We start from the raw sequence: 17,502 nt of genomic DNA, 5'->3' as shown, positions 1-17,502 counted from the left end.
GACAATCATGTCGAAATCATCGTCATCCAAATTCGATGTCCATCAGGAAATCACCAACCGCATCGTCGATGCCCTCGAACATGCAGGCGAATTCCAGCTTCCCTGGATCGGCAACACGGCGGCAAGTGTCGCACGTCCCGTCAATGTCGCATCGCGCAAGCCCTATAACGGCGTGAACATTGTCAGCCTGTGGGTCGCGGCCCAGGCTTCTGACTATCCCTCCAATGTCTGGGGCACATACCGCCAGTGGCAAGAGGCCGGTTGCCAGGTGCGCAGGCGAGAGAAATCCACGCTCGTCGTCTTCTACAAGACTTTCGACGTCGAGCAGGTCAATGACCAGACCGGCGAGGTCGAACCGGCCGAACGTAAGGTTCTGCGTGCCAGCTGGGTCTTCAATGCCGCCCAGGTGGATGGTTTCCCGCTCGACGAGACCGAAATCCCCGAAGAGCCTTGTTTCGATCCGATTGCTCGCGCCGAAGCCTTCGTTAAGGCAACCGGTGCTGTCATCGAGGAGAGGGGTGACAAGGCCTGCTATGTCCCCTCGACTGATATCATCCGGATGCCGGAGCGTCGCCGCTTCACGGGCACTGCCACCACGAGTGCTGCGGCAGGATTTTACAGCACGCTATGTCATGAACTGACCCATTGGTCAGGATCGAAGGGCCGTCTTTCACGCGATCTGTCCGGCAGATTTGGCACTGAAGCCTATGCCATAGAGGAGCTTGTCGCCGAACTGGGGGCTGCCTTCCTGTGCGGCGATCTCGGTCTGGTGCCCGAGCCGCGTCTCGATCATGCCCAGTACATCAAGCACTGGTTGTCCGTGATGAAGTCCGACAAGAAGGCGGTGTTCACCGCAGCGTCGAAAGCCTCTGAGGCCAGCAACTGGTTGATGTCTCTGGCGTCCTCGCAGTGCGACATCGGGGGTGCGGCTTAGGCCGCATTCTTTCACTCTTTGCCGGTGACGACAGGCAAGGTCTTAAGATGTTTGTCGATGGCCTCGACAACATCTTGGTGCATAGGAAGGTTGGCCTTTTCGGTCTCCCATCGCTCCATGAAGAGCGCGACGGTTTCCTTGGCTGTATCAAGGACGAGTTTCTTGGGCAGATTTGCCTTCGCAGACAGGTGGGCCAGCTCGTCGGTTGTGAACCCGGTGAACTCTTTCGTCCGGCTGAAGGTCAGCGCGGACTTGTCATTGGCGATATATGGGATCGTCGATACCAAGTCATAAGCAGGAGCAAGGCGGGCGTTTCGTCGATCAGGATAGATCAGCGACCAGTTTTTCAGATGCATGTCGCCATTGCCGATCAGGACATTGAATGTCAGGCGGCGAATGAATTCGGCCACATCGTCCTGATCGGATTCAGACGCGACCACCGATATCAGATTGCGGTAACTGGCTTTCTTGTACTTGTCCTCAGGGTAGACGTTAAAGACCTGCGCGAAATCCTCGATATGGGTGACGCTGCCATCTTCATTGCGATCGAAGCGCTCGATGACGAAGGCCTGTTGCCCTATCTTCTCAATGCCATCGGGCAGATTGCCGATCGATCGTACATCGATCAGCCCGATCGCTGGCACGTTGATCCCGACCATCCTCGCAAGGCTCATCATCGAGAATTCGTTTTCCGGAACGTTTTCAAACTCGCGCGAGGGGAGTTTGACGATGCGATTACCGCCGACGCCGCTGGTCGGAATGGTCAAGCCACCGCTGGCGCTTTGAACCGCCGAGAACTTGAGCTGCACACCCGCCAATGAAAACCGCATGGCATCTTCGGCAGCTTCCTTTGCGGCTTCGCCTTCCAGGATGTTGAGTGCTTCGTCCGGCCATTCTTCACCGTCTGCCGGGACGACGGTGATCGCGCCGGGCAGGTCCTGCCCGAGCACCCACAAGAGGAAGAACTCGCGGTCGATATGGATGTCAGCCCTGTCGGCCAGATACCGGCGCAGATGGCCCTCTGGTAAAAGGTTCGAGAAATAGGGCATCAGCTTGATTTTATACGGCCTAAAGTCCGTGATCAGGTCACCGAGGCTATCTTTGAACTGCAGGCCGAGGGACGGTCTGTCTCGGTTTTCGACATAGGCATCGTTGAAGGCAAAGAGCGTCTTTTCTGTTCCGACATAGGTGATGGTGCCGATGTCTTCGCCATAGAGGCGCACACTCAAAACAGATAGATCAGGCATCGTCATCCTCCTCACCTAACGAGTATGCGGGACGATTGGCGCCGCGTTGTTCGCTCGTCGGCTCGAATTGGGCGATCTGGTTGCGGAGCGCTCTCATGCTGTTGGTCGCGTCCAGTATGCCCTTCCAGTGCTCTGTCAGTCTGGCGTGGTCGATCATTTGGCGCAGTGAGCGGAGATTGCCCAAAAACCGCGTGTCGATCTGGAGACGCTGGAGTGCTGCCGTGGCTTTGCGCAGCTCATCCAGCTCCGGCAAGGTCGGCGCCTCGATCTGAATGGCGCGAACCGACTTTTGCAATCGCTGCATTTCCTTGTTGATCGCAGGCGGTTGGATCACAGTGCGATCGGTGGTCTGACGCGTAATCGATTTGATCGCAGGCATCGCCTTGCGTGGTACCAAGGCGATCTCCAGATCCAATGCGCTGGCGATCGCGACGAGGCTCGACAGGCGCAGATCAACGCTGTTGGATTCAATCCGCGAAATCTGCGCTTGCGGGACGCCAGCCAACCGGCTCAACTCGCGTTGGCTGAGCTGTCTGGCTTCTCTGGCTTCGCGTAGGCGATCCGCGATCTCCTGGGTTTCGTATTTCATCGATGTTTATTTCTGCATCATTTTGCTCATCTGATGTCGTTTACGATATCAGACGACCGCTGTTTTCTCAAGGTGATGTTGTATGGCGCATCAGGATCAGATTCTGATGCTTTATACTGCATCAAGATGAGGCTTGGAAACTTGAGGGCGTTCCCCAAAACAGCTCCGAGCGGTGCCATGTCGTTCCATGACCGGCAGTACATCCTTGCGGCTCCACGATGTGATCTTGCCGATCACATGGCGACAGCCTTGTTGACGAATGGCCGCGTCAGCCAGCGAGGCGTATTGTTCTGCGCACCCCGTAGGGGGCTGCAATCTTGGGTTCAAGGCGAAACGGGTCGTCCGTGCTTGCGTTGGCCTCGGAGGCCGCGGCCAGGGTGCCGTCCACTGCCTCGCGTCCCAAGGAAGCATAGGGGAGTGTGGTGGAATAAAGGATCGGGATCGGCGCGGTTTCGCGCGTCAGCGAGACCATCTCCCCGATGCTTCTTTCTGCCTTCGCAGCAAGATACCCCTGCTTTAGGGTCGCTCGCATCGCTTGGGACTGCGTCAGATGGATGACACAAAAAAAGCCCCGGACCGCCTTCGTTGCCGTGTCGGGGCTTACTTGCCATCGGCTGCCTGAGCCAAGTTCTTCCCGGGCGCCATGTCGTGACTTAGTTTTCGCCACTGGGAAATTTCGCCAAAAAAAGAAGCAGTCACCTCGGCGTGTCCTTCAAATTTGTTCTTGACAAGCCAAAAGCCGGTGGCACTGTAAAGCGGTTTAGTAAAGCGTTTTACTAAACCGCTTTACTAGGCGGTATACCGGATCGGCAATAGGGGTGTTGGACGGGATGGCAAGGACGACAGCGACAAGCCTGAAGGACGTGGCGGAAGCCGCCGGCGTTTCGGTGGCCACAGTCTCCCGCCTGCTCAACGGCACGCTCCAGCTGCCGCCAGAGACCAGAGAGCGGATCGAGACTGCGATCCGCGACTTGCGCTACGAGCCCAATCCTCATGCGCGCCGCCTCAGCCGCGGTCGCTCCGATACAATCGGTCTCGTCGTTCCAGATATCGCCAACCCATTCTTCGCAACGCTTGTTGCTGCCGTGGAGCAGGAGGCCGACAAGCGTGGGCTGTCGCTGTCGCTGCATGTTACGCTCAATCGTCCCGGGCGCGAGATTTCCTATGTGACTGCGCTTGCCCGCAATCATGTCGACGGACTGATCTTTGTGACCAATCACCCCGACGATGGCGTTCTGGCCGGTCTGATCAATCAGACTGGCAAAGTCGTGATCGTCGATGAAGACGTGCCCGACGCTGTTGTTCCGAAGCTGTTTTGTGACAACGAGGAAGGCGGATATCTGGCAGGGCGCCACCTTGCTGAGCATGGTCATCGGCGAATTGTCTACATCGGCGGTCCGCAGGACATGATCAGCACCCGCCGTCGTTACAGGGGGCTGGAGAGGGCGCTGCTGGAGACCGGTATGCCCTTCGAGGTGACACGCTACGAAGGCAGCTTCTCCGTCGAGTTCGGCCGCGAGGCGGCCAGGCGCTTCATCGCGGAAGGAATGCCGGCAACTGCAATCTTTGCCAGCTCCGACGAGATCGCGATCGGACTGGTTGAGGTCTTGCGAGCTCAGGGCGTCTCCATCCCGGATGAGATCTCGGTGGTCGGCTTCGACGATGTCGGGCCTCTCCATCTTTTTTCACCATCGCTCACTGCAATACGCCAGCCGGTCAGGGCACTTGGCGAGCGTGCGCTGGCGCTTCTTCTTGAAACGAATTGGCAGACTTCAGAAAGCCTGGCTTCCGAGGAGTTGCTGCCTGTCGAAATCGTCGTGCGGCATTCCGTTGCACCGCCGGCGAAACCATAAAAAGCAACGAAGCTGAACCGAACCAGAGGACAAGAACATGACACATCTGACACGCAGAACAGTGACTGCCGCACTCGCAGCAACAGCATTTGCAAGCATTTCATTCGGCTCCATCGCTCATTCGGCCGAAAAAACCTTCGCACTCGTTCAAATCAACCAGCAGGCCTTGTTCTTCAACCAGATGAACGAGGGAGCGCAAAAGGCTGCGGAAGCTGCCGGTGCGAAACTGGTGATCTTCAACGCCAACAACGATCCGGCCGCACAAAACAGTGCCATCGAGACCTACATCCAGCAGAAGGTCGACGGTCTTGCCGTCGTCGCAATTGATGTGAACGGGATCATGCCTGCCGTTCAGCAGGCGGCCGCCGCCGGAATTCCGGTGGTTGCCATCGACGCGATCCTGCCTGAAGGGCCGCAAATGGCGCAGATCGGTGTCGACAACGCCAAGGCTGGTGCCGATATGGGCGCATTCTTCATCGATTATGTGAAGAACAGCATGGGCGGCTCCGTGAAGTACGGCGTCGTTGGAGCCTTGAACTCTGCCATCCAGAATGTCCGGCAGGAAGGTTTCGAGACCACGGTGAAGGCTGCCGAAGGTGTGACCACCGCTGGTGTCGTCGACGGTCAGAACGTCCAGGACACGGCACTTGCCGCAGCCGAGAACCTCATCACCGCCAACCCGGATATGACGGCCGTCTATGCGACGGGCGAACCCGCATTGATGGGTGCCATTGCTGCCGTGGAGAGCCAGGGCAAGCAGGCTGACGTCAAGGTCTTCGGCTGGGATCTGACCGCCCAGGCCATCGCCGGGATCGATGCTGGCTACGTCACCGCAGTCATCCAGCAGGATCCTGCGGCCATGGGTGCGGCAGCCGTCGACGCTCTGAAGACGATCTCGGATGGCGGCACGGTGGAGAAGACGATCTCCGTTCCGATCACCATCGTCACCAAGGAAAACGTCGAACCGTACCGGGCCATCTTCAAATGATCTCTGACAGACAGCACCCAACCGCTGTCGCAGGGTCGGGGGGAGGAGAAATCCTCCCCCATCGGTCCGGCGAAGGCGCGGTTCGCCAGCCCCGTATCTCACTCAAGGGCATCCGCAAGAATTTCGGATCGCATCAGGCCTTGCGCGGCGTCGATCTCGATATCTATCCCGGCGAGTGCTTAGGCCTGGTCGGTGACAATGCAGCCGGAAAATCCACCCTGACCAAGGTGATTTCCGGGACCTATATCCCGGATGACGGGACGATCACCGTCGACGGCCAAAAGGTTCAATTCAGTGGACCCGCCGATGCGCGCGATCGCAACATCGAGATGGTGTTTCAGGACCTGAGCCTTTGCGACCATGTTGATGTTGTCGGTAACCTTTTCCTCGGGCGAGAACTGACCAAGGGTCTGTTTCTCGATCGGACTCGAATGATGACCGAGGCGCGCGCAATGCTGGATGCGCTCGAAATTCGGATACCAAGGCTCAATGCAAAGGTCGAGAAACTGTCGGGCGGCCAGCGCCAGGCAATCGCGATCGCGCGCGCTGCATCCTTCAATCCCAAGGTCCTGATCATGGACGAGCCGACCTCGGCTCTGGCCGTGGCTGAAGTCGAGGCCGTGCTCAATCTCATCAACCGGGTAAAGGCAAAGGGTGTTTCCGTCATTTTGATCACCCACCGGCTGCAGGATCTCTTCCGCGTCTGTGACCGCATCGCCGTCATGTACGAAGGCACCAAGGTTGCTGAACGCAATATCGCCAACACGGACCTCCAGGACCTCGTGCAACTGATCGTCGGAGGGCAGAGACATTGACCGCCTATACTGAACGCGCGTCCGGCTCGCCGATCGCCGACTTCGTGTCTGAACATGCACAGGTGATGTCCATCACCGTCTTCTTCATCGCCTGCCTCCTCTTCTTTTCGGCCATGACCGATACCTTCCTGACCTTCGGCAACATCTTGAATGTCGTCCGTCAGGCAGCACCGATCCTGATCGTGGCAGTTGCCATGACGCTGGTCATCATCACCGGTGGTATCGATCTATCCGTCGGTTCGCAGGTCGCACTTGTGAATGCGGTCGCCGCGATCTTGCTTGCCATGGGCTATCCATGGCCGCTTGTTCTGGCTGGCATGATCGGTTTCGGAGCGCTGCTCGGCATCGCGCAGGGCTGGTTCATTGCCTATCAGGGAATTCCGGCCTTCATCGTGACACTGGCCGGTCTCTCTATTCTCAGAGGCTTTGCTCTCTGGCTGACACAGGGCTACTCGATCCCCATCAAGGACGCGCCGGGATTTTTCTGGCTTGGTCGTGGCGAGCTCTTCAGCATCCCGGTTCCCGCACTGATCGCGGTGCTGGTGGCGGTGATCGGCTATATCATCATCGCCTATACCAAGTATGGGCGGCAGGTGGTCGCGGTCGGTTCCAATCTCGAAGCGGCACGGCGTGTCGGCATGCCGGCCAAATGGATTGTTGCCTCCGTCTACATGGTCTCCGGTATTGCTTGCGCCGTGGCGGGGCTGTTGATCGCCGCTCGGCTTGGTTCAGGTTCATCCAATGCTGCGGTGGGGTTTGAACTTCAGGTGATCGCGGCCGTGGTTCTCGGTGGAACATCCTTGATGGGGGGACGCGGGAGCATTCTGGGCACGGTTCTCGGCACGCTGACCATTGCCGTCATCGGCAACGGCCTGATCCTGATGCATATCTCGCCGTTCTTCACGCAGATTGTTACTGGTGCCATCATTCTCGTGGCCATCTGGCTCAACACCAAGATCTTCACAACCAATTTTCGCTTCGGCGCAAAGACGAGGTGAAGGCAATGAGCGAATTATCTGAAGGCCATAGCCGCTCGGGCAACGTCATGACGGTGGCTGGTGCCATCCCTGCCTCCGGGCTCGGTGTCACCCTGATGCACGAGCATATCCTCAATGATTGCCGTTGCTGGTGGCACGCTCCCAAAACGCCAGAACGCCAGTATCTGGCTGACAGCTTTGTGTGCATCGAGATCCTGTCCGAACTGCGACAGGACCCCTTCGTCAACAAGCACAACATCACGCTGGATGACGAGCTTCTGGCGATCGTTGAATTGAAGGATTTCGCCGCGCATGGCGGTCGGACCGTCGTCGAGCCGACATGCCAGGGGATTGGACGAGATCCGCGAGCGCTGCGACGCATCTCCGAGGCGGCGGGTCTCAACATCGTCATGGGGGCTGGCTACTATCTTGGCTCCTCACATCCGGCCAAGGTGGCCGACATGTCGATCGACCAGATCGCCGATGAGATCGTCCAGGAGGCGGTCGTTGGCGTGGACGGCACCGAGATCAAGATCGGACTGATCGGTGAGATCGGTGTTTCCTCAGACTTCACGGCACAGGAAGAGAAATCACTGCGGGCAGCAGCGCGCGCGCAAAGGCGCACGGGGCTGCCGTTGATGGTGCATCTGCCGGGCTGGTTTCGCCTTGGGCACAAGGTGCTCGATGTCGTTGAGGGGGAGGGGGCAGAGCTCCGTCATACCGTGCTCTGCCACATGAACCCCTCGCATGACGATCTGACCTACCAGCAGGAACTCGCGATACGCGGAGCCTTTCTGGAATATGACATGATCGGCATGGATTTCTTTTATGCCGACCAGCAGGTCCAGTGCCCGAGCGACGAAGAGGCTGCGCGTGCGATCGTCAAGCTGGTCGAGAAGGGGCTCATCGACCGTATTCTGCTCTCCCACGATGTCTTCGTGAAGATGATGCTGACCCGGTACGGTGGCAATGGATACGCTTACATCCTCAAGCATTTTCTGCCGCGACTGAAGCGTCACGGCCTGAGCGATCGCCAGCTCGAGATCCTCATGCGTGACAATCCAAGATCGGTCTTCGAGGCGAAAGCCTGACCGACAGACGACAAACCATGGAAGATAAGATGACAAAGAAAGTTCTACTCGTCGGCGAAAGCTGGGTCAGTTCGGCCACCCATTACAAGGGGTTTGACCAGTTTGGCAGCGTGACGTTCCATCTGGGTGCAGAGCCACTCGTCAAAGCGCTTGAGGGCAGTGAGTTTGATCTGACCTACATGACCGCGCACGATGCCGTGGAAAAATTCCCCTTCGATATGGAGGGGCTGGACGCCTATGACGTGATCATCCTTTCGGACATTGGCGCCAATTCCCTGTTGCTGCCGCCAGCCGTCTGGCTGCATTCCAGGACGGTGCCGAACAGACTGAAACTGATCAAGGCATGGGTTGAAAAAGGCGGCGGCCTGTTGATGGTCGGCGGCTATTTTTCCTTCCAGGGTATCGACGGCAAGGCCCGTTGGCGTCGCACACCCGTCGAAGATGTGCTTCCGGTGACGTGCTTGCCCTATGATGACCGCGTCGAGATACCGGAGGGAACGGGGGCCGTCATCGTCAAGGCGGACCATCCAACGGTGGCGGGTATGGAGGGCGAGTGGCCCGTGCTTCTCGGCGTCAACGAGGTCGAGGTGCGGGACCGCGCCGATGTCGAGGTGATCGCTCGTCTGCCTGACGAGCAGGGCAGCCATCCTCTGCTGGTCACGGGCAAGCTCGGCAATGGAAGAAGCGCTGCCTGGACGTCCGATATCGGTCCCCACTGGCTGTCGCCCGCATTTTGCGAATGGGAGGGCTATGGCCGACTGTGGAAGAACATCCTGGGCTGGCTTAGCGAAAAGGGTTGAGAGCGCTGTGGTTCATCAGGGCGGGTCTCAGCCCGCGAGAATGGACCGCATCTCTTCACTGGTGGGGAAGGCTGACCGTGTGCCACGGCGGCTCACGGTCAAGGCCGAAGCCGCTGCCGCATGGCTGATGGCGCGTCTGTCGAGTTCGACGCCGCGCAAGGCAGCCGACGCGAGAGCGACGGCCATGAAGGTGTCGCCGGCACCGGTGGTGTCGATGGCCTTGGCAGAAACAGCCGGTATGTTTGATACGGGTTTACTCTGGCTGGCGAGCAGCGCGCCATCGCCGCCAAGTGTCAGGACGACGTGGGCGACGCCCGCCTGGAGCAGCCAGTCAGTCGCAGCACCATTCGAAGAACCAGTGAGGCTCTCTGCTTCTCCCCGGTTCAAGAAGGCGATGTCCACCAATGGCCAGAAGGCCCCGAAATACGGCCTCAGCGGCGAGGGGTTGAAGGCGGTGACCAGCTTGCGACGGCGGGCTTCCTCCAGCAAGGCACGCGTGGTTGCCTCGCTCAGGTTGCCCTGCAGGACCACAAGGTCGCCGGCCGTGGCACCCTCAAGGGCCGTGACGGCTTCTTCTGGCGCAAGTGAGCCGGCTGAATCCGTGGTGGTGACGATGGCATTTTCGCCATCCGGGGTCGTGAAGATGATGGAAAAGTCGCTGGAGCGACCGGCCAAGGTGATGAGCTTGGTATCGACTGGCTCTAGTGCCAGCTGATTGCGAATGGTCTGGGCGCGGAAATCCTCGCCCACGGCCGAGACCAGGGTGGTGGGCAGACCCGTGCGGCCCATGACCACCGCCTGGTTTGCACCCTTGCCACCAAGGTCACGCGTTTCTTCGCGACCGAGGATGGAAGCCCCGGCTTCCGGCATGGTCGAAACGGATATGGTCTCGTCGACAGCGACGTTACCGATCACATGAGCACGAACATTGGCAGGCATTGCTGGCCTTCGGAAGGAAATGAAAATGCAGACGATTTCGGATAACAATTCAAGCGCCATAAGGGAAATATTCGGCACTGACAAGGCGCTGATCGGGATGATCCATTGCGCTCCCTTTCCCGGCGCGCCGCGCTATCGAGGGACGTCAGTCGACGCAATCTACGACGTCGCCATGCGTGATGCTGAAGCCTTGATCGAGGGCGGTCTGCATGGTCTGATCATCGAAAATCATGGCGATATTCCGTTCTCCAAGCCTGACGATATAGGGCCTGAAACATCCGCCTTCATGTCGGTCGTCGCCGATCGTATCGGGCGTGCTACCGGCGTTCCCATGGGCATCAATGTGCTTGCCAATGCCCCGATCCCGGCTTTCGCCATCGCCATGGCCGGTGGCGCGCGCTTCATCCGTGTGAATCAATGGGCCAATGCCTATGTCGCCAATGAAGGCTTCATGGAGGGCCGTGCCGCCGAAGCCATGCGGTATCGTTCCGCCTTGCGTGCCGAACATGTGAAAGTTTTCGCCGACAGCCATGTCAAGCACGGTGCTCACGCCATTACTGCCGATCGCAGCATCGAGGAACTGACCCGTGACCTCGCCTTCTTCGACGCCGACGTGATCATCGCCACAGGTCAGCGGACCGGAAATTCGGCGACGGTGGAGGAGATCGAGACCATTGGTGCGGCAACCCATCTGCCTCTCCTGGTCGGGTCCGGTGTCACGAAAGACAATATCCTCGAAATCCTCAAACGGACCAATGGCGTGATCGTCGCCTCCTCCTTGAAGGAAGGTGGTGTCTGGTGGAATCCGGTTGAACTTGCCCGGGTGAAAGCCTTTGTCGAAGCCGCACGTCCGGGTCTGGGGGCCTGAGATGGCGGAAACACTTTCCGAGCAGATCCTGCGTGAAAATGCTGAAGTCTTGGATGCGATGCTAACCCATCGCTTCATCGAGGACATCAAGGCCGATCGGCTTCCGACGGAGGTTTTCGAGCGCTACCTCGTCTTTGAAGGCGCCTTCGTCGACACGGCGATCTCGATCTTCGCCTTCGCCGCTGCCAAGGCCGAGACGATGGCGCAAAAGCGCTGGTTGATCGGCGTTCTTGATGCGCTCGCCAACCAGCAGATTGCCTATTTCGAGAAGACCTTTGCTGCGCGTGGCATCGATCCTCAAGCCTTCGATCATGCGATACCGGAAGTGGCGGCGTTTCAGGACGGCATGTTGGCGATTGCGCGCGACGGCGGTTTCCTCGACACGGTCGCTGCGATGTTTGCAGCCGAGTGGATGTACTGGACCTGGTCGAGGCAGGCGGCGGCGCGGCAGATCAGCGATCCCTTGCTGAAGGAATGGGTGGACCTGCACGCCCATCCGGATTTTGCAGCTCAGGCACTCTGGTTGAAGGCTGAACTGGATCAGGCGGGGGAGGGCATGAGCGAGACTGAGCGGTCGCGTCTGAGCGCCATCTTCGGCCAGGCCCAGTCGCTCGAGATAGCCTTCCACGACGCACCCTATCTTTGAGGAGGAGCCCCGATGCTGACAATCAATGGCGGACGGCTCCTGGCCCGTCTTCAGTCTTTTGCCGAAATCGGCGGTACAGCCAAAGGGGGCGTCAATCGCCAGGCCTTGACCGAAGGCGACCGGCACGCGCGGCAGCTTCTTGCAGGGCTTGCTGTTGCGAGGGGATTTGAGGTTTTTCAGGATCCGATGGCCAACCTCTTCGTGTGGCGCAAGGGGCATGATGCGACGCTGCCTCCCTTGCTGATCGGGAGCCATCTCGACACCCAGCCGGCGGGTGGTCGCTTCGATGGGGCGCTGGGGACGCTGTCGGCCTTTGAGGTCCTGGAAAGTCTGGAGGATCAAAACGTCCAGTGCGAGCGCTCGGTTGTCGTCGTCTCCTGGACGAATGAAGAAGGGTGCCGTTTCTCGCCAGGCTGCATGGGATCCATGGCGTTTTCTGAAGGCATGATCCCCGCCACCTGGGGTGACAAGGTCGCCACGGACGGAGCGGGATTTCCAGAAGAATTGGCGCTGACGATCGCAAGCCTGCCAGAGGCGGCCATGCTGCCGCTCGGCTTTCCGATCCATGCCTATCTCGAAGTGCATATCGAACAAGGGCCGTCGCTTGAGGCGGCGGGTATCCCTATCGGTGTCGTGAAAGGCATCCAGGGGACACGGTGGCTGGATGTGACGGTTGCCGGCCAGACAGCCCATGCTGGCACGACGGGTCTCGCCTGGCGTCGCGACCCACTTCACGCTTTGACGGCTGCTCTGTCGAGCCTCTACGCAGCCGTCATGCCCGGCGATCCGGATGCCCGTTTCACCATTGGTCGGATCTCCGCCGAGCCAGGGTCGGTCAACGCGATCCCCGAGGAGGTTCACTGTTCGGTCGATATCCGGCATCCCGATCCAGGGCGGCTGGACGAGATCGAGGAACTCGTCAAATTGCGGATCGGTCAGGAAGCGGAGAGCCACGGCTGCCATGCACAGTTCTCACGCGCCTTCGATATGCCGCCCTGCGTGTTCTCCGAGCCACTTGGCGAGGTGATCAAGGATGCTGCGGCCGTCTGCAAGGTCGAGAGTATGCAGATGCTCTCAGGGGCGTTTCACGATGCGCTGTTTGTCAACCGCGTCGCGCCAGCGGGGATGATCTTTGTGCCTTGCCGCGATGGGCTCAGTCACAACGAAGCCGAACATGTGGAACCGTTAGAAATCATCGCCGGCTGTGAGGTTTTGGGGCAGGCGACGCTCTCGTTAATGGGGCAAGTTGTAAAACGGGACCTGTAACCCAAATTGGAGCTTTGTCTTTCCACGAAATCGCGATTCTTTTCATGGTTTTGTGCAAGTTATTTAAGGTCCTGCAGCAAGGGCCTCCTTATCGCCTAGAGCGGCTTGCGGTTAGGCGAATGCCGCCCGACTCAGCAGCGAGGCTCAGCCATTGGTGCAACCGTTGCGATGACCCGCGGCCGATATCGATTTCGTCAGCGGTCCGCGGCATTTCAATAGCTACGCAAGGGCGTCCTACGCCGAAATTCGTGTTGACATAGGGGAGGCCGTGTCCCGGCGATACTTGTCGATGAAGGCGTCGATCGAGAGTCCGCGGATGTCAGGAAGGCGGGCGCGCAGCGTGTCATGGTCCCAGTCCCACCAAGCGATATCAAGCAGTGCTTCGGCCTGCTCCTCACTGAAGCGCCGCTTGATAATTCTTGCGGGAACGCCACCGACGATCGTGTAAGGTTCGACATCCTTCGAGACGACTGCACCGGCGCCAATCACGGCGCCTGTGCCGATCTTCACGCCGGCAAGCACCGTGACACCGTGGCCGATCCACACGTCGTGACCGATGGTCACCCAGTGATCCTTGCGCCATTGGAAAAAGTCGGTGTCGTCTTCGCCCAGCCCGTATTGTGCCGCGCGATAGCTGAAGTGGTGCTGGCTTGCGCGCCAGGTGGCGTGGTTGCCGGGATTGATGCGCGCACCTTCGGCGATCGAGCAAAACTTGCCAATCGTCGTCCAGACGACGTTGCCGCCCTTGACGATGTAGGAATAGTCGCCGAACTGACTTTCCCGCATGCTGACCTGGGTTTGGATTTCGGTCCATTTGCCGAGCTCGCAACCGACGACGGTTGCCGTTTCATGGATGGTCGGAGCTTCGGAGAGCATCTTCATTTCGCGTGTTCCCATTTGCCGATGAACCGCTCGCGGATTGCGCCGGAAAGGGCGTCGATGACATAGACCATGGCGATGATCAGGAAGATGATCGACCAGGCCTCGTCCCATCGATAGGCGCCGATGCGGTCCGAGAGGATGAAGCCGATGCCGCCTGCGCCGACAATGCCGAGAATGGTGCCTGAACGGACATTGGATTCGAAGTTGTAGAGAGTGATGGAAAGAAGCACCGGCCAGACCTGGGGCAGCATGCCGAAGCGAATGGCTTGGGAGCGGGACCCTCCGGAGGCGACCACGCCCTCGACAGGTTTCTTGGAGATGTTCTCGATCGCCTCGGCATAGAGCTTTGCAAGAACACCGATCTCGCCCACTGCGATCGCTAGCACTCCGGGAAGTGGGCCGAGGCCGAATGCGCGGATGAAGACGAGCGCCAGAATCAGCGTCTCGAAGGCGCGGATGATGTCAAAACCGCGCCGAACGCCGAAGCGAAAGAAGGCGAAGCGGTTGATGTTCTTGGCGCCGAGAAAGGAAAGCGGAAAGGCGAAGACGGCGCCGAGCAGCGTGCCGAGAAAGGCCATGGCGAGCGTTTCGCCGAGGCCCTTCAGGATATCGCTTATCTGATCCCATTCCGTCCAGATATGCGGTGGGAACATGAAGGAGAGAACACGGCCGAGGCGGCTCAGGCCGTTGATGATGCGTTCCGGTGAAAAGCCGAAATCATAGAGGCACCAGGCGAAGAGCGCGCAGAAGCCGAGCATCAGCCCCCAGCGCTTTAGCCGCGTGCCCATGGACGGGCGGAAGGCGAGCGGCATGGACCGGCGCAACGCCAGGATTTCCGCGCGGGTAATCGTCGTCATCAGTGGGTCCTTTCCATGCCGATGATGCGGTGGCGCAATTTCTCCGAGCCCCAGTCGATCACGAAGACCGTGACGAAGACGATGATGAAGAGCGCCGACAGATCGGTGTATTCCTGCAAGGAGATGGCTGTGCGAAGCTCCTGGCCCAGACCGCCAGCGCCGACATAGCCGATGATCGAGGACGAGCGGACATTGATCTCGAAGCGCAGCAGCGTGTAGCTGATGATGTTCGGCAGGATCTGCGGCACCGCGCCATAGCGGATCTGGTCGGCCCAGCTGCCGCCCGCCGATTTGACGCCCTCCAGCGGGCGCATGTCGATGTTCTCATTCACTTCGGAATAGAGTTTGCCGAGCGCCCCGCAGGTGTGCAGCGCGATCGCCAGCACGCCCGCCATCGGGCCGACGCCGAAACAGAAGACGAAGATCAGCGCAAACACGAGCTCCGGGACAGTGCGAGCGATCTCAAGATAGCGGCGCGAAAGCCAGAGCAGCCACTTGCTGGGCGAGAGGTTGCGCGCTGCCGGGAAGGACATGACGAAGCCGCCTGCGACCCCAAGCGCGGTCGCCATGAAGGCAATGAGCACGGTTTCGAGAAGGAGCCAGCCCCAGACCTTCCACCGCCAGAACCATGCGGCGAGATCGGCGCCAAGCGTTTCCAACGACAGCTGAGGAATGGTCTTGGCAAGGTATTCGCCAAGCCGTGGCAAGCCTGCAAGCAGGATCCAGCGTTCGGCCCTGCTGCCGTCTGACAGCGTAATCTGGCTGACCTTGAGAAGATTGGAGAATTCGGCCGTCACAATGAAGGCAATCAGAAGGGCCGCCGTCACGATGAGAAAGGTCAGCCGGCCGCGGGCGCGGTGGCGTGCATAGGCGCGTTCGAAATCCAGTACCGCCTCGGAAGGGGCTGCGGCAGAGGCGAAGGTCATGGCGTTTCCCTGTGAAAAAGGGGCGAACCCTGTCGAGATCGCCCCGTTCGTATTGCTTGGGATCAGCTCTTGCGCTGGGCCTTCAGCCAGGCGCGCATGTCGACGATCCACTGGTAGCGGTCATGGTCGACCTCGACATAGCCCTTTGCTGTCGAGTTTTCGGCACCGGTCATTTCCTTGTGGGCAGCCGGATCGACCTCTGGAACGGCCTTCACGGCGGCCTTCATGTCAGCGATCAGTTCTGTCGGCAGGTTGGCGCGGGCAGTGAACGGACCAGACGTGATCTCGGGCGACATCCAGATGTTGCAGACCTCGCCTTCCTTGATCATGCCCTTGCTGACCATGCGCTGCGGAATGCCGCTCTTTTCGTTGTTGATATAGGTGGCCGCGGCATCAAACTGGCCGTTGACGACGCCTTGAACGCCGGCCTCGTGGCTGCCGGAGAAGGGCGTGGCCGAGAAATAGGTCGAGGGCTCATAGCCCTGCTGCACGAGGTTATAGTTCGGAACGGCATAGCCGCTGGTGGAGGCCGGATCTGCGAAGGCCAGAACCTTGCCCTTAAGGTCCTCGATCTTCTTGTAAGGGCTGTCGCAGCGCACCGTGATAACCGAGAAATAACCGGTAGAATCGTCTTCCTGAACCGCAGTGAGAAGCGGAACGATGCCCCCATCTGTTTCGGTATAGGCTGCCGCATAGGCGGAAGAGCCGAGGAAGGCGAATTCGATCTGGTCGGCGGCGAGCGCCTGTACGACTCCGTCATAATTGCCGGCCGTGAAGAGTTCGACGTCGATGCCGAGGGTCTTTTCAAGATAGGCCTCGAAAGGCTTGTAGCGAGCAACACGATCCTTCTCGTTCTCGCCGGACAGGACGCCGAAGCGGACGACTTTGTAGTCGGATTTCCAGTCGGCAGCGAGTGCCGGGAGGGTTGAGAGCGTGAGGAGGGCTGTGGCGGCGATGAGACGCATTGGTATTCTCCCAAAGTTTGATCAGGCCGGAACTGCCGACCGGATAGAGGTCGAAGTTATGGATTCATTGAACTCGGTGAGGCCGGAACCGCCGTAGATGTCGCGAACGACATCGTCGGTAAGATTGCGGGCGCTGCCGTCGAACATGACGTTGCCGGAACGCATGGCGATGATGCGGTCACAATAGGCGCGCGCGGTGTCGAGGGTGTGCAGGTTAACGATAACGGTGATGCCGTCTTCGGTGTTGATGGTGCGCAGCGCTTCCATGACGCGCATGGCATTGCCGGGATCGAGGCTGGCGATGGGTTCGTCGGCAAGCAGGATGCGCGGCTCCTGCAGGAGAGCGCGGGCGATCGCCACGCGCTGCTGCTGTCCGCCTGAGAGTGTGCCGGCACGCTGAAGGGCCTGGGGCGCAAGATCGAGCCGGTCGAGCGCGCGGATAGCCAGCGCCCGTTCGGCGTCAGAAAAAAGCATCGCCATTGAGCTCGCAAAACCATGCGAGGAGATGCGGCCGACCAGCACATTGGTCAAAACGTCCAGCCGCTCAATCAGGTTGAACTGCTGAAAGATCATCGCACATTCGCGTCGCCACTGGCGCAGTGCCCGTCCGTTGAGAGATGTGATCTCGCGGTCACCAAAATGGACGCCGCCCTCGGTCGGATCGATCAGCCGATTGATGAGGCGCAGAAGCGTGGACTTGCCAGCGCCAGAGCGGCCTATGACACCGACGAACTCTCCGGCGGCGATGTCGAGACTGACACCGCCGACGGCTCTGGTCTGGCCAAAGCTGCGGCCGAGCTTGCGAAGGGAGAGTGTGTTCTTTTCCATGAAGCGATCATGGAGCGTCTCTATGACAGCG

Annotated in this window: 20 protein-coding genes; 10 read left to right on the top strand and 10 right to left on the bottom strand. The window is 59.4% G+C overall.

Annotated elements, in window-relative coordinates; all coding sequences use genetic code 11:
- Positions 1–7 precede the first annotated feature (7 nt).
- Positions 8–934 (top strand): ArdC family protein, encoded by a 927-nt coding sequence (locus ACQKP1_RS12895; protein ID WP_427275540.1) that lies wholly within the window; start codon positions 8–10, stop codon positions 932–934.
- A gap of 11 nt (positions 935–945) precedes the next feature.
- On the opposite strand, the gene ACQKP1_RS12890 is transcribed toward ACQKP1_RS12895, so the two are convergent.
- The 4 genes from ACQKP1_RS12890 to ACQKP1_RS12875 form a co-directional block, all read right to left on the bottom strand.
- A complete protein-coding gene (locus tag ACQKP1_RS12890) occupies positions 946–2,181 on the bottom strand; it encodes a type II toxin-antitoxin system HipA family toxin (protein ID WP_427275539.1) in 1,236 nt (411 codons plus the stop codon).
- A complete protein-coding gene (locus ACQKP1_RS12885; RefSeq protein ID WP_427275538.1) occupies positions 2,174–2,770 on the bottom strand; it encodes a helix-turn-helix domain-containing protein in 597 nt (198 codons plus the stop codon). The genes ACQKP1_RS12890 and ACQKP1_RS12885 overlap by 8 nt, the downstream gene beginning before the upstream one ends.
- A 111-nt stretch (positions 2,771–2,881) precedes the next feature.
- Positions 2,882–3,085: a transporter substrate-binding protein gene (locus ACQKP1_RS12880; RefSeq protein ID WP_427275537.1), complete on the bottom strand. Its 204-nt coding sequence runs from the start codon at positions 3,083–3,085 to the stop codon at positions 2,882–2,884.
- The gene (locus ACQKP1_RS12875) at positions 3,039–3,242 is read right to left on the bottom strand and encodes a hypothetical protein (RefSeq protein WP_427276486.1); all 204 of its coding nucleotides are present in this window, start codon (positions 3,240–3,242) and stop codon (positions 3,039–3,041) included. Before ACQKP1_RS12875 ends, ACQKP1_RS12880 begins: the two co-directional genes overlap by 47 nt.
- Positions 3,243–3,600: 358 nt before the next feature.
- Here ACQKP1_RS12875 and ACQKP1_RS12870 point away from each other — a divergent pair, with 358 nt between their 5' ends.
- From ACQKP1_RS12870 to ACQKP1_RS12845, 6 genes are read left to right on the top strand one after another with little or no spacing between them, the layout of a single operon-like run.
- Positions 3,601–4,623: a LacI family DNA-binding transcriptional regulator gene (locus ACQKP1_RS12870; protein ID WP_427275536.1), complete on the top strand. Its 1,023-nt coding sequence runs from the start codon at positions 3,601–3,603 to the stop codon at positions 4,621–4,623.
- 37 nt (positions 4,624–4,660) lie between these two features.
- Complete coding sequence (locus ACQKP1_RS12865) at positions 4,661–5,611, top strand: substrate-binding domain-containing protein (RefSeq protein ID WP_006725431.1); 951 nt, start codon at positions 4,661–4,663, stop codon at positions 5,609–5,611.
- Entirely contained in the window at positions 5,608–6,426 is an 819-nt protein-coding gene (locus ACQKP1_RS12860) for an ATP-binding cassette domain-containing protein (protein WP_006725430.1), read from the top strand. The genes ACQKP1_RS12865 and ACQKP1_RS12860 overlap by 4 nt, the downstream gene beginning before the upstream one ends.
- Positions 6,423–7,424, top strand: coding sequence for an ABC transporter permease (locus ACQKP1_RS12855; RefSeq protein WP_427275535.1), 1,002 nt, complete (start codon positions 6,423–6,425; stop codon positions 7,422–7,424). The genes ACQKP1_RS12860 and ACQKP1_RS12855 overlap by 4 nt, the downstream gene beginning before the upstream one ends.
- 5 nt (positions 7,425–7,429) lie before the next feature.
- Complete coding sequence (locus tag ACQKP1_RS12850) at positions 7,430–8,494, top strand: phosphotriesterase family protein (RefSeq protein WP_427275534.1); 1,065 nt, start codon at positions 7,430–7,432, stop codon at positions 8,492–8,494.
- A 29-nt stretch (positions 8,495–8,523) separates the two neighbouring features.
- Positions 8,524–9,294, top strand: a complete 771-nt coding sequence (locus ACQKP1_RS12845; protein ID WP_427275533.1) for a glutamine amidotransferase — start codon at positions 8,524–8,526, stop codon at positions 9,292–9,294.
- A gap of 27 nt (positions 9,295–9,321) precedes the next feature.
- Here the strand turns inward: ACQKP1_RS12845 and ACQKP1_RS12840 are convergent, their stop codons facing one another.
- The gene (locus tag ACQKP1_RS12840) at positions 9,322–10,233 is read right to left on the bottom strand and encodes a ribokinase (RefSeq protein ID WP_427275532.1); all 912 of its coding nucleotides are present in this window, start codon (positions 10,231–10,233) and stop codon (positions 9,322–9,324) included.
- 25 nt (positions 10,234–10,258) lie between these two features.
- Between ACQKP1_RS12840 and ACQKP1_RS12835 the strand changes: the two genes are divergently transcribed.
- Genes ACQKP1_RS12835 through ACQKP1_RS12825 form a run of 3 tightly spaced genes read left to right on the top strand, consistent with a single transcriptional unit; the run spans position 10,259 to position 13,013 of the window.
- Entirely contained in the window at positions 10,259–11,101 is an 843-nt protein-coding gene (locus ACQKP1_RS12835) for a BtpA/SgcQ family protein (RefSeq protein WP_427275531.1), read from the top strand.
- 1 nt (position 11,102) lies between these two features.
- A complete protein-coding gene (locus ACQKP1_RS12830) occupies positions 11,103–11,747 on the top strand; it encodes a TenA family protein (RefSeq protein WP_427275530.1) in 645 nt (214 codons plus the stop codon).
- A 12-nt stretch (positions 11,748–11,759) separates the two neighbouring features.
- Positions 11,760–13,013, top strand: coding sequence for a Zn-dependent hydrolase (locus ACQKP1_RS12825; protein ID WP_427275529.1), 1,254 nt, complete (start codon positions 11,760–11,762; stop codon positions 13,011–13,013).
- Positions 13,014–13,247: 234 nt separating this feature from the next.
- Here the strand turns inward: ACQKP1_RS12825 and ACQKP1_RS12820 are convergent, their stop codons facing one another.
- The 5 genes from ACQKP1_RS12820 to phnC form a co-directional block, all read right to left on the bottom strand.
- A complete protein-coding gene (locus ACQKP1_RS12820; protein WP_427275528.1) occupies positions 13,248–13,895 on the bottom strand; it encodes a DapH/DapD/GlmU-related protein in 648 nt (215 codons plus the stop codon).
- Positions 13,892–14,752 (bottom strand): phosphonate ABC transporter, permease protein PhnE, encoded by an 861-nt coding sequence (gene phnE, locus ACQKP1_RS12815; RefSeq protein WP_427275527.1) that lies wholly within the window; start codon positions 14,750–14,752, stop codon positions 13,892–13,894. Before phnE (ACQKP1_RS12815) ends, ACQKP1_RS12820 begins: the two co-directional genes overlap by 4 nt.
- Positions 14,752–15,678 (bottom strand): phosphonate ABC transporter, permease protein PhnE, encoded by a 927-nt coding sequence (gene phnE, locus ACQKP1_RS12810; protein WP_427275526.1) that lies wholly within the window; start codon positions 15,676–15,678, stop codon positions 14,752–14,754. Before phnE (ACQKP1_RS12810) ends, phnE (ACQKP1_RS12815) begins: the two co-directional genes overlap by 1 nt.
- Before the next feature lie 62 nt (positions 15,679–15,740).
- Entirely contained in the window at positions 15,741–16,643 is a 903-nt protein-coding gene (phnD, locus tag ACQKP1_RS12805) for a phosphonate ABC transporter substrate-binding protein (protein ID WP_427275525.1), read from the bottom strand.
- 21 nt (positions 16,644–16,664) lie between these two features.
- Positions 16,665–17,471, bottom strand: coding sequence for a phosphonate ABC transporter ATP-binding protein (phnC, locus tag ACQKP1_RS12800; RefSeq protein WP_427275524.1), 807 nt, complete (start codon positions 17,469–17,471; stop codon positions 16,665–16,667).
- Between the last annotated feature and the right edge of the window lie 31 nt (positions 17,472–17,502).

The organism is Allorhizobium sp. NPDC080224, assembly GCF_050281005.1.
Taxonomy (GTDB): Bacteria; Pseudomonadota; Alphaproteobacteria; order Rhizobiales; family Rhizobiaceae; genus Allorhizobium.
This window is presented reverse-complemented; position numbering and strand designations above follow the sequence as displayed.